We start from the raw sequence: 15,110 nt of genomic DNA, 5'->3' as shown, positions 1-15,110 counted from the left end.
ATTCGCTGGTGCCGGTTGAGGGATTTGAACCCCCGACCTTCGGTTTACAAAACCGCTGCACTACCACTGTGCTAAACCGGCGCACCAGCGAAGTGGCGCCATAGCTTTACTGCGCGCGCCTGCAAAGCCGGTTTTTCACTTCTCCGCCACCCATTCGCGCCTTAGGCCCGGCCCCGCCAGCGTCATCAGCAGCGCCGCCAGCAGGTAGAGCACCAGCGCGAACAGCATCGAATAGCGCAGCGATTCCGCGCCCCATACCGGCACCAACGCCTTGGACAGCGCGCCCAGCGCATAGATGCCCCCGCCCAGCCCGATCAGGTTGTTGATGAGCAGGAACATCGCCGAAGCCGTGGCGCGGGCGGGCGGATCGACCAGATGCTGGATCGCGCCGGTCACAGGGCCCAGCCAGAAATAGGCCAGCACCTGCGGCAACAGGAACAGCACGAAGGCCATCGGTACGCTGGAGGTCCAGATCCCGCCCGCATAGAGCGGCACCGCACAGACGAAGCCGATCGCCGGAACCCGCCCGTACCACGCGCGATCTGCCCGCCCCAGCCGGTCCGCCAGCGCACCGCCGGCCAGCACGCCTGCGGTGCCCCCTACCAGCAGCACCGCGCCGAAGAACCACGACGTTTCGACGAGGCTGAGGTGGAAACTGCGCTGCAGCAGGCTGGGCAGCCAGAAGGCGATGCCATAGCCCAGCATCGAACTGGACGCCGCCCCGAAGCTGAGCAGCCAGAACGCCCGCTTGCGCGCCAGCATGGCCACCACTTCGCCGAAGCGCACCGTGGGGGCGGATACGACCCTCGGCTTGTCCTTCACCACCAGCTTGAACAGCGGCGCGATCAGGATGCCGCACAGGCCCACCACCACGAACGCGGTGCGCCAGTTCACCGCCTGCGCGACATAGCCGCCCGCCATTACCCCCGCCGCCGAGCCAAGCGGAATGCCCAGCGAATAGACCGACAGCGCAAAGGCGCGGCGGTGACTGGGGAAATGGTCGCCGATCACCGCATAGCTGGGCGCCACGCCGCCTGCTTCCCCGACGCCCACGCCCAGCCGCGCCAGAAAGATGTGCCAGAACCCCTGCGCCAGCGCGCAGGCGGCGGTGAACACGCTCCACACCACCAGCGATCCGGTGATGACCCAGGACCGGCTGGTGCGATCCGCCACCCAGGCCAGCGGCACGCCCAGCGTCGAATAGAGGATGGCGAAGGCCAGCCCGCCCAGCATCCCCATCTGCGCATCGTCAAGGCCCAGATCCGCCTGGATCGGCCCTGCAAGGATGGACAGGATCTGCCGGTCGACGAAGTTGAAGATGTAGACCAGCAGCAGCATCGCCAGCACCAGACGCGGCGACGTGGACTTGTGCTCGATCATCGTGTTCTTTCCTTCGTCACCCCCGATCATGCCGGGGACGATGCCATATGCGCTTCCAGAAACGCCTCGATCGCGGCCAGCGCAACCGGTTCGTCCAGAATCGGCGCATGGCCCACGCGTGGCACTTCCACCGCCGCATAGGGGCCGGAGTGACGACGCGCCATCTCTTCCACGGTCGCCGCGCTGAGCAGGTCGGACAAGGCGCCGCGCACCACCAGCACCGGCACTGCGTCCAGCAGATCCCACAAGGGCCACAGATCGGGCGGCACCGTCTGCGGATCGTCACCGGCCACGCTTTGCGAGATTGCGGGATCGTAAGCGAAGGATACGGTGCCGTCGGCATTCTCGCGCGCGATGCGGCGGGCGAAGGCGTGCCAGTGCGCGTCGTTCGCATCGGGGAAGGCCGCCCGGTTGATGGCGCGCGCCCGCTCCGTCGCCTCGGCCCAGTCGGCCATCGCTGCGCCCGGGCCGACGTAGCCCTGTATCCGCGCCAGTCCCGCCGGGTCCAGCACCGGCCCGATGTCGTTGAACACCACCGCCTGCGCAAGATCAGGGCGCAGCGCCTGCATGACCATCGCCATCAGCCCGCCCATCGAGGTGCCGACCAGCCCCGCGCGTGTTATGCCCAGCCCGTCCAGCAGCGCCAGCATGTCCTGCGCGTAGACATCGGGCCGATATTGCGCCGGGTCTGTGTCCCATTGCGACAGCCCGCGCCCGCGCTGGTCGGGCACGATCATGCGGTATCGCCCCGCCAGCTTCGCCACCAGCGGCTCGAAATCGGCGCTGTTGCGGGTCAGGCCGTGCATCAGCAGCAGCACCGGCGCGCCGGCATCCGCCGCATAGTCGCGCGCGGCAAGGTCCAGCCGCCCGTCGGCGCTGCGATAGCGATGGACGCGGTAGTCCATGATCGTATCTTCCTTCGCCGTCAGAACGCCAGCGTCGCGGTGGCGAACACCTGCCGCGGGTTGCCGTAGTAGGCCGTCAGCGTTCCTTCGGTGCCCAGCGTCGGGATGAACCGCCCGTTCGGCGCCGTCAGCAGCGCGCCGGTGATCGGGTTGGTCGCCAGGAACGTGTATCCCGACGTCTTGTACCGCTTGTCGAGGATGTTCTTGCCGTGGACGCCCAGGCTCCAGCGTCCGTCCGGCGCAGTGTAGACGAGGCTGGCGTCCAGCAATCCGAAGCCCTTCTGGTCGAGATAGGGATTGGGAATCTCGAACTGATAGGTCTTGGAGCGGTAGGAATACGTCGTGCTGACGTTCAGGTCGCCCCCGCCGACCGGGGTGGAATAGGCAAGCGTGCCGCTGGCAGTCCACTTGGGCGTGTTCTGCACCTGCCGGAAATCGGCCACGTCGGTTGGGGTGGCGGCGATGTTGGCGATGTATTCCTTGTATTCGGCATCGATGTAGCCAAGCGATCCGGACAGATTCAGCCGGTCTCCCGAAGATACCAGATCGCGGCCCATGCGCAGGTTGGCTTCCAGTTCCACGCCCTTGAAGCGCGCCTTGCCGGCATTGGTGATGATGCCGCAGAACGTCGGCAGCCCGCCGACGGTGCAGCCCGCAGAGCCCGGTATCTGCACGTCCTTGTAATCCATGTAGAACCCGGCTGCCGCGACGTAGAGCGCCCCGCCCAGCAGGTTGCCCTTGTACCCGATTTCATAGCTATCGACCGTTTCCGGCTGGAAGCTGAGGTAATCGGTGACTTCGGCATTGGTCGGCGCGCCGGGGACCGCCGCCGGAGCGTTGACGCCGACGCCGCGGGGATCGAAGCCGCCGCCCTTGAAGCCTTGGCTGTAGCTTGCATAAAGCGTGTGATCGGGCGTTGGCTTGAAGCTGACCGAGGCGCGGGGCGTGAACTTGTTGAACTTCGCCTTGCCCGAGAAGTTGGTGCTGGGCGCACCCAAGGGTATGCCCGCGCCGCCGAACACCGGCGAACCGCCGCCCAGATAGTTCTGCCGCAGGATCTGCGCCTCGCGCTCGTCCCAGGTGTAGCGCCCGCCCACGGCAAGGCTCAGTTGCTCGGTGAAGTCGAACGTGAAGTCACCGAAGATGGCGAAGGTGTTGGTGTTCACGTTGGCCTGCGTGAACGCGGTCAGTCCGTTGAGCGCCGTGAACAGGCGCGTGTCGAACTGGGTGTCGGCTTTCGCGGTCAGGTAGTACGCGCCCAGCAGGCCCTGCACCATGCCGCCATCGTCCCACAGAAGCTGGACTTCCTGGCTGAGCTGTTCGTTGCGGTAGTATGCCGGTACGTCGAGATCGACGGCAGGCAGCGCGTCGAAGTCGATCGGCGATGCGCTGTCGTCCTTGCGCCACGAACTGATCGAGCGGAACGTCAGCGCGTCGGTCAGTTCGGCAGTGGCGTTGATCGCCAGGCCATAGGCTTCCACTTCCTGACGCGGATCGTTCAGCCCGCCGCGCGTGTCGTAGACGTCGCCCAGCACCGGCGCGCCGGACACGTAGCCCGGGATCAGGCGGTGGCCGCCACGCGCGTTGGACTTGTCCTTGCTGTAATCGCCCGAGATGCGGATAAGCACCGGCTCTCCGTATCCGCCGATGTCCACGCTGGCGCGGCCCGCCCAGATGTCCTTGTTGTAGTTGTCCTGCCCCGTCGTCAGGTTCTTGCCGAAGCCGCCGCGCGACAGCCGCGCCACCGATCCGCCGACGCGGATGAGATCGCTGATCGGCGCTGATGCGGTAGCGATCAGGTCCGCCTGATCGTAGCTGCCGTAAGTCCCCTTGACCTTGAACGCAAAGTCCTGCGGCAGCTGCTTCGTCACGTACTTCACCGCGCCGCCGATGGTGTTGCGGCCATAGAGCGTGCCCTGCGGCCCGCGCAGCACTTCGATCCGCTCCACGTCGTAGATGTCGAGCACGGCAGCCTGCGGGCGGTTGAGGTAGACGTCGTCGAGATAGATGCCCACACCCTGCTCGAACCCGGACACCGGATCCTGCTGGCCTACGCCGCGGATGAAGGCCGACAGCGTGGAGTTGGTGCCGCGCGACGGTTCCAGCGTGACGTTGGGAGAGACGTTGGCCACTTCGGTGATGTCGACCGCGCCGGACTTCGCCAACTGGTCGCCGCTGAAGCTGGATACCGCGATCGGCACATCGACCAGCCGTTCCTCGCGCCGGCGCGCGGTGACGATGATGTCGCCTCCTTCGGCGTCCACGGAGGTGGGCGACGTCGCATCCTGCGCAAGGGCCGGAACCGTCATCAGCCCGCCCGAAAGCGCCAGCATACTTGAGGAAATCGCACGGAATCCAGCCTTGCGCATCACGTAACTCCCACTCGTCGCTTATTGTTGAAGCGATGCATATTGATAGTTGAACCGAGTTTCAACTTTGAAAGTTTGCCAAGCGCGAAACTCCGGTCTAGCTGTGTCTCTGTGACCACAGATGACGCTCAGGGCGCGCCGATCGGCAAGGTGCCGCGCACCGAACGCGGGCGGCGAACCTTGCGCAAGCTACTGGATGCCGCTGCCGTTGAATTCGGGGAGCATGGCTTCCACGAAGCCTCGATCACCGGCATCACCCGGCGCGCGGGCACGGCGCTGGGCAGTTTCTACACCTACTTCGATTCCAAGGACGAAATCTTCCGCGCGCTGGTGGACGATCTGTCCGGCAAAGTGCGCGAAGCGGCGCGCAATGCCCGCAAGCAGGATCTGCCGGCGCTGGAGATGGAGCGGGCCTCGCTGATCGGGTTCCTGCGCTTCGCGGCGGAGCACAAGGAAATCTACCGCATCATCGACGAGTGCGAATTCGTCGATCCCGCCGCCTTCCGCCAGCATTACCAGTCCACCGCCACCCGCATCCACGAACGACTGGCCGAGGGCATCCGCAGGGGCGAACTGCGCGCCGATCTGGGGGAAGCGCATGCCTGGGCGATCATGGGGATGAACGTCTTCCTGGGCCTGCGCTTCGCGGTCTGGGGTGAAGATGCGCCCGAAGATATCGCGGAACTCGCGAACTCGATCCTGCGCGACGGGATTGCCAGGCGCGGTTAGCGACTGGTTATACTGGCACCTAACCGCTATTTACGGGATGCTAAGGCCGGCCTGCCAGAAGCGGGTTCGTCAACGGAACCGGATCTCAAGTGGACTCGCGCATTTTTCTCGCCTCGGGCTTCGTTGCCCTTGCCGCCATCGCCGGCGTGCTGGTCCTCGCGGCATCGCCCGAGAAGCCCGCTCCTGCCTCGCTGGCGGAAGCAAAGCTGGCGCAGCCTGCAGCCAAAACTGCCCTTGCGCCGGTGGCCAGCCTCGTCGCCCGGGACGAACCCTTCGTCATCAAGCGCATCCTGCCGATCAAGGGCGCCATCAGGTACGGGGACTGGCACTGGGACGAAAAGGACGTGCCCGCCGGCCCCATCGTCGTCACCGTCGACCTTGAAGCGCGGGTGATCTCGGTGTTCCGCAACGGGTACGAAATCGGCACCGCTGCCGTCCTGCTGGGCACTTCGGACAAGCCGACGCCACTGGGGATCTTCCCGATCACCGAGAAGGACAAGGACCATGTGTCCAACATCTATACCGGCGCGCCGATGCCCTACATGCAGCGGCTGACCAACGACGGGATCACCCTGCACGGCTCCGACGTGGCGCTGGGCTATGCCAGCCACGGCTGCGTGGGAATGCCCGATGCCTTCGCCGCCAAACTGTTCGCGACGACGAAGATCGGCGACAAAGTCTACATCACCAAAGGCAAGCAGGTGGGCATGGGCGACAGCCTGGTGGGCGGCTGATCGCCCTCACCTCTCGCGGCGGGCGGCCCTGACCGGGGCCTTGGCGAAACTCCACCCGCCCGCATTGGGGCGCGCCACCAGATTGCCGATCGAGGCAGGTTGACCGGCGGACAGCCCGTCCACCAGCCGCGCCACGGCACCGCCGCGCGCCTCCTCTCCGTCCAGTTCGCGCACGATCCGCGCCACGACCCGCAGCACGACCGCACGCGGCGCCTGCGGGCGATACTTCAGCCCCATCGGTTCCTTCTTGACGCAGGAACGCCATTCCAGTGCCGCCATCCAGTCCAGCGCGGCGTCGGCCTCGGCGATGTGCGCGGCGCTTTGCGCGATCGCGGCAACATCCAGCCAGTCCGCTTCGGCCAGCGCCTTGCGGATACGGACGCGGTCGAACCGGTCGTTGGCGTTGCTGGGATCCTGCACCGCGACCAACCCTGCTGCCTCCACCACATCGCCCAGTGCGCTGCGCCGCCAGCCAAGAACAGGGCGCAGCAGCGGCAGCTCGCCACCCGGCACCCTGCCCCGCCCCCGCGTCCCGGCAAGACCGGCGACGCCACTTGCCCGGTTGAGGCGCATCAGCAGCGTCTCGGCCTGATCGTCGGCATGGTGCGCGGTCGCCAGCGCGGCGATGCCCCGTGCCGCCGCCCATTCGGACAATGCCGCATAGCGCGCCGCGCGAGCTTCGGCCTGCACGTTGCCGGGGGCCACCTTTACCGCCAGGATCGCGTGGGGAATGCCAAGATCGCCGCAGACGCGCGCAACTTCGGCGGCTTCTGCGGCGCTTTCCGCGCGCAGAGCGTGGTCGACGGTGGCCGCCTCCACACGCCCAGGCAAGGCGGCGTGGGCCAGCAGCAGCAGCGCAAGGCTGTCCGGCCCACCCGACACCGCAATGCCCAGCCGGGCCGCCCCGTCTTCTATCCTGTCAGGCCAGACGCTTCCGAGATCATCCCGAAAGCGTTCGACCTCAGCTGCAGGTAAGCCCATTGCGCGTGTTCAGGTAGACGCTGGACAGACGACCGGCGGCTTCTGCGGCATACGTCTCGCTGAACTCGCTAAGGGCGATGCAGGCGCGCTTGGTGTCCTTGAGCTGCTTCATCGAAACGGCAAGGTACAGCAGGCTGTCCGGCGCGCGATCGCCGCGCTTGTCGGCCTGGAAGTTCTGCAGGAACCACTTGGCCGCTTCCGTCGGGTTGCCATCGTCCAGATAGGCGCGGCCCAGCAGGTTGCGGCCGAAGCTGGCGCGGGCATGACGGGGGTACTTTTCCAGATACAGCTTCAGCTGCTGCTGCGCCTCGGGGTAGAATTTGGCTTCCCACAGGCGGAATCCGTAGCTGTATTCGTCATCGCCGGCATCCGCGCTCTGCGGTTTGACAATGGCCTTGACAGCATCGATCCGCGAGTTGGACGGAGCCACCGGACGGGGCGGGGGCGTGACCGGCTTCGGCGCTGCCGCGACCGGCGCAGGCGCCAGCGGAGCGGCACCAACAGGAGCCGGAGCAGGCGTGTTCGCGGGAGCAGGCGTCAGCGGCGCAACCGCTCCGGGGCCGGGTACGAAATCCGACTGCGGCGGCGCGGCGGCCGTCAGCTTGGCTTCAAGCTGGTTGATGCGATTGGTGTTCTGTTCGACTTGCGCGGTCAGTTGCGTGATCTGCGCTTCCACCGAATCCATGCGGGTGAGCACATCGGTCAGCGGCGTGATCGACGGCATGCCGGGGGCCGGCGCAGGCGTGGTCGGCGCATTGATCTGCGGCTCGAAGAACTTGCCGTCGGCGCCGGGGAAAACCTTGCGCTGCAGGGCGCGTACTTCGGATTCGACCTTGTTGAGGCGCGCGCTGGTGTTGGCATCCTGCGCAACGGCAGGAGCCGCACCGAACAGGACCGAGGCCGCAGCGACCGTCGCGAGAAGGCCGGACCGGAGCCTCATCGGGTCGCGCAATAAGCCAGAGGAACGTTTCATCGCCAAATCAACTCCATGCCGGGATCATCTTTCGCCTGCGCCATGGCAACGTCGGGTGAAACCGGGGATTAACCAGTGGACTGCACCGGTGTTGCCCGAAACCGCCCCTACCTGTCGAGGCACGGACGCCCGGAAAATCGTGGAAACCGCAGCGCCGCCAGCCCGCCCTTTCCGATCGCGCCTTACTGGACGGAAGGCGGCAGCAGCGATTCCGGGGTCGGTACTTCGGCAGGTTCGCGCGCTGCTGTTGCCGTCGATCGCGCCGCAGGGCGAGCGTTCTGGCGGCGTTCCGTAGGGCGAGCGGATGCCGGGCGCTGGCTTGCGGCAGGCGCGGCAGCCACAGGGGCAGGTGGCGCGCTGGACGGCGCCGCCGACGGTGCAATCGCGGATCCGGGGGCGCCCTGCGGCGGCGATGCGCCATTGCCGCGCGCCAGCAGATCCGCCGCCGCCAGCGAGACGCCGGAAATCAGCCTGGGTTCGGTGGACAGCGGCGGGATCGCCTTGCCGCCGATGGAAATCGCCAGCGCGTCGGGCCTGCCGGTGCGCAGCTGCAGGCCGGGCACGTCGCCGGGCACCGTCCAGTTCTCACCCATGGCGAGTTCCTTCTGGAGCACTTGGTCGCCCTTGGCATCCGTCACCTTCACCCAAACGCGGTCGCCGGTTGCAGTGAGCACGACCGGGCCCTGCGCTGGTGCGGGTGCCTGCGAAGCCGGTGCGGCAACCCTGGGCGCTGCGGGCGCCGGTGTCTGTTCGGTGATGAGATCGGGCAGTTGCCCTTCTGGCGAGAAGAAATTGCTGCGGAACGCGAAGAGCGCCACCACCACGGCGACCACGCCGATCGCGGCAATCCACGCAAGGCCCCGCGTGGGCACGCGGGCCGGATCACCCGGTTCGAAGCTGGGCACGTATTCGACGCGCTGCCCCGCTTCGCTGTCCAGTTGCTCGCGGACCTTGGCGGCGATCACCCGCTCATCCTCTCCCACGGCGCGGGCATAAGTGCGGGCAAAGCCGACAGCATATGTGCGCGCGGCAAGGTCGCCCAGGCGGTCCTCCTCGATCGCGGCCAGATGACGCTCGGCGATCTTGGTCTGCGACGCGATTTCGGCACGGCTGCGGCCCAGCGCCTCACGCGCTGCGCGAAGCTGGCTGCCGACGCTGTTCGGTCCGCGCGCAAGGCCTTGGGTTTCGACGTTTTCCATTCCGCTCCGTTAGGCGTGGTTAGTGCGACCTGATCGGCCACTAACCAAACCTTCTGACCGGCCAATGTCAATCGGGCCGCGTCCGTTCAGGTTAAATTTATACGGTAAATCCTGAACCGGATCGACCCCAAATCGGAACAGGATGCGAACCGATCGGAAATGCCCATCCGACCAGCCCCGTCAGTCCACCGAAATGTCGCGCGCCGCCGCCCAGGCCGACATTTCCGCACGCAGGTCGGCCGGCGGCGCGGCTAGCCAGCCGTCCATTGCAGCGGCCGCTTCGGCAACATCAATCTTGCCGACCAGCTCCTTGATCGGGCCAACCGCAGCAGGCGTGATCGACAGGCGCCGGATGCCGATGCCCAGCAGTGCCAGCGCCTCCAGCCGCCGCCCGCCCATTTCGCCGCAGACGCTGATGTCCACGCCGGTGCCGTCCAGGGTGCGCACAACCCGGCGCACGAAGCGCAGGATGGCGGGGCTGAGCCAGTCGTAGCGCTCCGCCAGCTTGGGATTGGAACGGTCGGCGGCGAACAGGAACTGCGTGAGGTCGTTGGTGCCGATCGACAGGAACTGGATCTTCGGCGCCAGCAGGTCCAGCTGTTCGGCCAGCGAAGGCACCTCCAGCATGACGCCATAGCGGATCGCTTCGGGCAGTTGCTTCTTCTGGCGGCGCAAATAGGCCAGTTGGCCGTCGAACACGGCCTTGGCGGCGTCGAACTCCCACGGTTCGGCGACCATCGGGAACATCACGTTGAGGGGGCGCCCCCCCGCCGCTTCCAGCAGCGCCCGCGCCTGCACCTTCAGCAGGGCATCACGCTCCAGCGCGACGCGGAGCGCACGCCAGCCCATTGCCGGGTTCTCCTCCCCTTCGCCGTCATCGTGACGCAAGTAGGGAAGGGTCTTGTCGCCACCGATATCGACGGTGCGGAACACGACCGGGCGGTCGCCTGCAGCATCCATCACGTCGCGGTAGAGGCGCGTCTGCTTCTCGCGCTGGGGCAGCGTGGCGGATACCAGGAACTGAAACTCGGTCCGGAACAGGCCGATGCCGTCAGCGCCCGTGGTGATGAGGTTGGCGACGTCGTCGCGCAGCCCCGCGTTGATCATCACGTTGATGCGGGTACCGTCGCGCGTCGTGGCCTGCACGTCGCGCATTCCGGCATAGACCGCCTGCCGTTCGCGGCTGCGGGCAAACCGCGCGTCGAATGCCTCGACGATGCCGGCGGAAGGGCGCACCATCGTGGTCCCCTGATCCGCGTCCAGCAGCAGCGGATCGCCTTCGCGCACCACCCCGCGCAAGCCCCGAACGCGGCCCAGCACCGGAATGCCCATGGCGCGCGCGACGATGACGACGTGGCTGGTGAGCGAGCCTTCCTCAAGGATCACGCCCTTAAGGCGGCGCTTGTCATATTCCAGCAGTTCCGCCGGGCCCAGGTTGCGCGCTATCAGGATCGCATCGTTGCGCAGCCCCATCGACGCTGCCGTGCCCAGCTGCCCGGAGACGATGCGCAGCAGGCGATTGGCCAGATCCTCAAGATCGTGCATCCGGTCGGCCAGCAGCGGATCGTCGATCTGGCGCATGCGCATGCGGGTACGCTGCTGGACGCGCTCGATCGCAGCTTCGGCGGTGAGGCCGGAATCGATCGCCTCGTTGATGCGACGGGTCCAGCCTTCGTCGTAGGCGAACATGCGGTAGGTTTCGAGCACTTCCTCATGCTCCCCGCCGACGCCGAATTCGGCCTGATTGGCCATGCGGTCGATCTGTTCGCGCATCCGGTCGAAAGCCAGGATCACGCGCTGGCGCTCGGCCTCCGTGTCTTCGGCGACGATGTGTTCGATGGTGACACGCGGCTGGTGGTAGACGGCAACACCCGAGGCCAGCCCTTTGACCAGCGTCAGGCCACGCAACTGCTCCGGCCCGGTCTGTGCGGCGCTGAGGGCGCGGGCGTCCTCCTCGTCGATGAGGTCGGCGTTGACGATAAGCTCGGACAGCACCATCGCCACCGTCTGCAGCGCCTCGATCTCCACCTCTTCGTAGCGGCGCGGCTCTACGTGCTGGACGCACAATGCGCCCACCGCACGTTCGCGGCGAACGATCGGCACGCCGGCGAAGGAGTGGAACTTGTCCTCCCCGGTTTCGGGACGATACATGAAGTCGGGGTGAGCCGCCGCTTCGGCCAGGTTCAGCGTCTCTATCCGGTCGGCGATGGAGCCGACCAGCCCTTCGCCCACGGCCATGCGGGTGACGTGGACCGCCTCCTGCGCAAGGCCTCGCGTGGCGAAGAGTTCCAGCATGCCTTCGCGCAGCAGGTAGATCGAACATACCTCGCTATCGAGGCATTCGCCGATCACTTCGACCACGGTGTTCAGCTTGCTCTGCGCATTGCTGCGCGAGGCCATGACCTCGTGGAGGCTGGTCAGGATAGTGCGGGCTGCTTCGACGGCTCCGATGCTCATTCCCATGGCGTACCGCAAAGTCATCGCTTTGGGAACGCGCCGGATGCCGTCGAATCAACTTAGGTGCTTGATTTCGGAAATTTCCCGGTTGTCCGGTGGAATTCTCCGCTCATTCAGACCCGAAAATCACGCTCAGAAGCGCGCAATTTCTTCCTTGATGCGCAGCTTGCGCTTCTTGAGGGACTGAACGACCACGGCATCAGGGATCGGGCGGCTCAATTCCTCGTGGATCTGCCGTTCGATACCGGCATGCTTGAGCTGCAGAGCGCTGACGTGCGAATTATCCATTGGACGTTCCTCCTTATAGGGGCCGGACCCTCTTGCGAACGGTGCCTGCGGGCAGGATGCGGGCAGGCTGATGTCAAGCGACCTTGCGGCGACTCGGCATCGGGTGATCCGGCGCGGTAATCATGGAAACACATCGGGGGCACCTTGCGAAGACCCCTATTGCTTCATATCGGTGAGATGGATGAGACGTGCGTTGACGGGAATCGATTCCATGATTCCTTCTCGGCGTGGCAAGTGGCTCGAATACTGAGGAATTCCGGGTTGACCGAAGAGGAAATGCGCAAGCGCCTGGAGATCCTGCGGGTCGAGCATCGTGACCTCGACGCCGCGATCGATGCGCTTGCGGTGGCGGGCGGCGGCGACATGCTGCAGATCGCCCGGCTCAAGAAACGCAAGCTGCGCCTGAAGGACCAGATTTCCCAGATCGAGGACTATCTGATCCCCGACATCATCGCCTGACGGCGTACCGTTCAGGGACAGCATCGACATTGGCGCGGGATTAGCCGCCCGCACCGCTTGCCGCCGATTCGACGGTGAGAAATACCGGGCGCATGTCCAACCCGGCGTCCATCAATACGCGCATCGTCGAGGCGCTCTACTGCGAGGCTCTCGTGCTGTCGGAGGAGGTGCGCGCCGCTTTCGCGCCGGCTGCGCAGCCGGCCGATCATGCAGTTGACGAAGACCTGGCCCGCGTCGCCCTGTCCGCCGAAGGCCTGCGCACGACGACGCGGATGATGCACGCCACCGCGTGGCTGCTCAACCACCGCGCCCGCCTGCGGGGCGAGATCAGCGACCTGCAACCGCGCCGCCAAGGCCGCCTTTCCCCCGCGACCGTTCAGGGCGAACCCGCCTTGGCAGATCTTCTGCCGCCCGGTGCTGCACTGGTGGCGGAAGCGACGCGCCATTTCTGCGAACGCCTGCTTCGTCTCGATCGTGCCTGGCAGATGGCCTGCCCTGCCGCGACCGGTGCGATCGCGCGCCTGCACGAACGGCTTGCGGCGCAGCAGGCAACGCGCGGCGCCGTCTGACGGTCGACAGCGGGGCCTGGACGCCCCATATCGCGACCATGAACGCCTTCGCCGACATCGAACGCCCCTACGCCGTCGCCCAGCAGGTCGGCCCGCTGGTCCGCCGGGTGCTGGCGCACAACCCCTCTCCTTTCACGTTCACCGGGACGCAGAGCTACATCGTCGGCGGCAGCGAAGGCGCTGGATGCGGTGAGATCGCGGTGATCGATCCCGGCCCGAACGACGCGGAGCACCTGAGCGCCTTGATGGCGGCGATCGGCGATGACCGGGTCGTCGCCATCTGCTGCACGCACACTCATCGCGACCACTCGCCCGCCGCCGCGCCCCTATCGGCCCTGACCGGAGCGCCGGTGATCGGCTGCGCTCCGCTGTCGCTGAACGACGACGGGCCGCGCGCCGATGCCGCCTTCGACACCGATTATGCCCCTGACCGCGTCCTGTCCCATGGAGACGCGCTGACCGGCACCGCCGCCGACGGCACCGGCTGGACCCTGCGGGCGGTTGCGACACCGGGCCATACCTCGAACCACTTGTGCTTCGCGCTTGAGGGAACCGGCGCGCTGTTCACCGGCGACCATGTCATGGGCTGGTCGACCAGCGTGGTGTCGCCCCCCGATGGCGACATGACCGACTACATGGCCAGCCTGGCGCTGCTCTACGAACGCGAACAGGACACCGTCTACTACCCCGCCCACGGCCCCGAGGTGACCAAGCCCCGCCAGTTGGTGCGCGGCATGATCGGCCACCGCCGCCAGCGCGAACGGCAGATCCTGCGCCAGATGGAGGAAGCCCCCGCACGCATCGCCGAAATGGTGCCGCGCATGTACAAGGGCGTCGATGAAAAGCTGTGGCCCGCCGCCGGACGCTCGGTACTGGCGCACCTGATCGACCTCGAACGACGCGGCCTTGCCCGACGCGACGAGGATCGCTGGAGCCTGACGGCAGACACGCCGACACCATGAATTTTCCGCTTGGGTCCGCGCCGTCGCATCCCTAGATAGGCCGCGCCCGGCGTCAGGACCGGGCCAAGGATGTAGGGATAGCCATGACCGTAATGCCCGCCGATCTTTCCGGTATCGACGTGCGCGCCGAAATCGAGCGCCTGCGCAAGGAACGCAATGCGGTCATCCTCGCCCACTACTACCAGAAGCCCGAACTTCAGGATCTGGCGGATTTCGTGGGCGACAGTCTGGAACTGAGCCGCAAGGCCGCCGAGACCGACGCCGACGTCATCGCCTTTTGCGGCGTGAAGTTCATGGCGGACACCGCCAAGATCCTTTCGCCCAACAAGATCGTCGTCCTGCCCGACCTCGACGCCGGATGCAGCCTTGAGGATTCGTGCCCGCCGGAAAAGTTCAAGGCCTTCCGCGAGGCGCATCCCGACCACATCGCCCTGACCTACATCAACTGCTCGACCGAGGTTAAGGCGCTGTCCGACGTCATCGTCACCAGCTCCAGCGCCGAGACGATCCTGCAGCAGATCCCGCTGGACCAGAAGATCATCTTCGGCCCCGACCGGCATCTGGGCGGCTATCTGGCGCGCAAGTTCAACCGCGAGATGCTGCTGTGGCCGGGCGTGTGCATCGTCCACGAAGCCTTCAGCGAGACCGAACTGCTCAAGCTGCGCGCCCAGCACCCCAATGCGCCTATCGCCGCGCACCCGGAATGTCCGCCGCACATCGTCGATCACGCGGACTACGTGGGGTCCACCAGTGGCATCCTGCAGTACGCCAAGACCATGCCCGGTGACACGCTGATCGTGGCGACCGAGCCGCACATCATCCATCAGATGCAACTGGCGATCCCGGACAAGACATTCATTGGCGCACCGGGGGCCGACGGCAACTGCAACTGCAACATCTGCCCCTACATGGCGCTCAACACGCTTGAGAAGCTGTACCTTGCCCTGCGTGACCTGATCCCGCGCGTCGAGATCGAGGAACCGCTGCGCCTCGCCGCCAAAAAGAGCCTGGACCGCATGCTGGACATGGCCAGCGGCACCATCGGCAAGGGGGACCTCGGCGCGCGCTGAGCGCTCCCGCCCCGGTACGCGAGGATCGATGGTGG

The 15,110-nt window shown here is 66.3% G+C and carries 14 protein-coding genes and 1 tRNA gene; 6 read left to right on the top strand and 9 right to left on the bottom strand.

Features of this window, described 5'->3' with window-relative positions; translation table 11 throughout:
- Positions 1-6: 6 nt before the first annotated feature.
- The 4 genes from GGR40_RS20370 to GGR40_RS20355 form a co-directional block, all read right to left on the bottom strand.
- Positions 7-81 (bottom strand) — tRNA-Thr (locus tag GGR40_RS20370).
- Positions 82-135: 54 nt separating this feature from the next.
- Positions 136-1,380: a spinster family MFS transporter gene (locus GGR40_RS20365; protein WP_429278085.1), complete on the bottom strand. Its 1,245-nt coding sequence runs from the start codon at positions 1,378-1,380 to the stop codon at positions 136-138.
- A 26-nt stretch (positions 1,381-1,406) separates the two neighbouring features.
- Positions 1,407-2,285, bottom strand: coding sequence for an alpha/beta fold hydrolase (locus tag GGR40_RS20360; protein WP_429278084.1), 879 nt, complete (start codon positions 2,283-2,285; stop codon positions 1,407-1,409).
- A gap of 20 nt (positions 2,286-2,305) precedes the next feature.
- Positions 2,306-4,654 (bottom strand): TonB-dependent receptor, encoded by a 2,349-nt coding sequence (locus GGR40_RS20355; protein WP_429278083.1) that lies wholly within the window; start codon positions 4,652-4,654, stop codon positions 2,306-2,308.
- A 111-nt stretch (positions 4,655-4,765) separates the two neighbouring features.
- Between GGR40_RS20355 and GGR40_RS20350 the strand changes: the two genes are divergently transcribed.
- Positions 4,766-5,383 (top strand): TetR/AcrR family transcriptional regulator, encoded by a 618-nt coding sequence (locus tag GGR40_RS20350; protein ID WP_429278082.1) that lies wholly within the window; start codon positions 4,766-4,768, stop codon positions 5,381-5,383.
- 89 nt (positions 5,384-5,472) lie between these two features.
- Positions 5,473-6,117: a L,D-transpeptidase family protein gene (locus tag GGR40_RS20345; RefSeq protein WP_429278081.1), complete on the top strand. Its 645-nt coding sequence runs from the start codon at positions 5,473-5,475 to the stop codon at positions 6,115-6,117.
- Positions 6,118-6,123: 6 nt separating this feature from the next.
- Here the strand turns inward: GGR40_RS20345 and tilS are convergent, their stop codons facing one another.
- From tilS to GGR40_RS20320, 5 genes are all read right to left on the bottom strand, one after another.
- Positions 6,124-7,098: a tRNA lysidine(34) synthetase TilS gene (tilS, locus tag GGR40_RS20340; protein WP_429278080.1), complete on the bottom strand. Its 975-nt coding sequence runs from the start codon at positions 7,096-7,098 to the stop codon at positions 6,124-6,126.
- Entirely contained in the window at positions 7,079-8,038 is a 960-nt protein-coding gene (locus tag GGR40_RS20335) for a tetratricopeptide repeat protein (protein WP_429278079.1), read from the bottom strand. Before GGR40_RS20335 ends, tilS begins: the two co-directional genes overlap by 20 nt.
- Positions 8,039-8,253: 215 nt before the next feature.
- Positions 8,254-9,270 carry a helix-turn-helix domain-containing protein gene (locus tag GGR40_RS20330; protein ID WP_429278078.1) on the bottom strand — a complete coding sequence of 339 codons (1,017 nt, stop codon included), beginning with the start codon at positions 9,268-9,270 and terminating at the stop codon, positions 8,254-8,256.
- Positions 9,271-9,450: 180 nt separating this feature from the next.
- Positions 9,451-11,727, bottom strand: coding sequence for a phosphoenolpyruvate--protein phosphotransferase (gene ptsP, locus GGR40_RS20325; RefSeq protein ID WP_429278077.1), 2,277 nt, complete (start codon positions 11,725-11,727; stop codon positions 9,451-9,453).
- Between the two features lie 132 nt (positions 11,728-11,859).
- Positions 11,860-12,015 carry a YdcH family protein gene (locus GGR40_RS20320; RefSeq protein ID WP_429278076.1) on the bottom strand — a complete coding sequence of 52 codons (156 nt, stop codon included), beginning with the start codon at positions 12,013-12,015 and terminating at the stop codon, positions 11,860-11,862.
- Between the two features lie 261 nt (positions 12,016-12,276).
- Between GGR40_RS20320 and GGR40_RS20315 the strand changes: the two genes are divergently transcribed.
- The 4 genes from GGR40_RS20315 (at position 12,277) to nadA (ending at position 15,075) form a co-directional block, all read left to right on the top strand.
- Positions 12,277-12,474 carry a YdcH family protein gene (locus GGR40_RS20315; protein WP_429278075.1) on the top strand — a complete coding sequence of 66 codons (198 nt, stop codon included), beginning with the start codon at positions 12,277-12,279 and terminating at the stop codon, positions 12,472-12,474.
- A 92-nt stretch (positions 12,475-12,566) separates the two neighbouring features.
- Positions 12,567-13,043 carry a DUF1465 family protein gene (locus tag GGR40_RS20310; protein ID WP_429278074.1) on the top strand — a complete coding sequence of 159 codons (477 nt, stop codon included), beginning with the start codon at positions 12,567-12,569 and terminating at the stop codon, positions 13,041-13,043.
- Between the two features lie 38 nt (positions 13,044-13,081).
- On the top strand, positions 13,082-14,005 hold the full coding sequence (locus GGR40_RS20305) for an MBL fold metallo-hydrolase (protein WP_429278073.1): 924 nt from the start codon (positions 13,082-13,084) through the stop codon (positions 14,003-14,005).
- 83 nt (positions 14,006-14,088) lie between these two features.
- A complete protein-coding gene (gene nadA, locus GGR40_RS20300; protein ID WP_429278072.1) occupies positions 14,089-15,075 on the top strand; it encodes a quinolinate synthase NadA in 987 nt (328 codons plus the stop codon).
- Positions 15,076-15,110: the final 35 nt, after the last annotated feature.

It is taken from the genome of Novosphingobium gossypii (genome assembly GCF_050433305.1).
GTDB lineage: Bacteria > Pseudomonadota > Alphaproteobacteria > Sphingomonadales > Sphingomonadaceae > Novosphingobium > Novosphingobium gossypii.
Note: the sequence above shows the minus strand (reverse complement) of the source record. Positions and strands in the feature narration are given on the sequence as shown.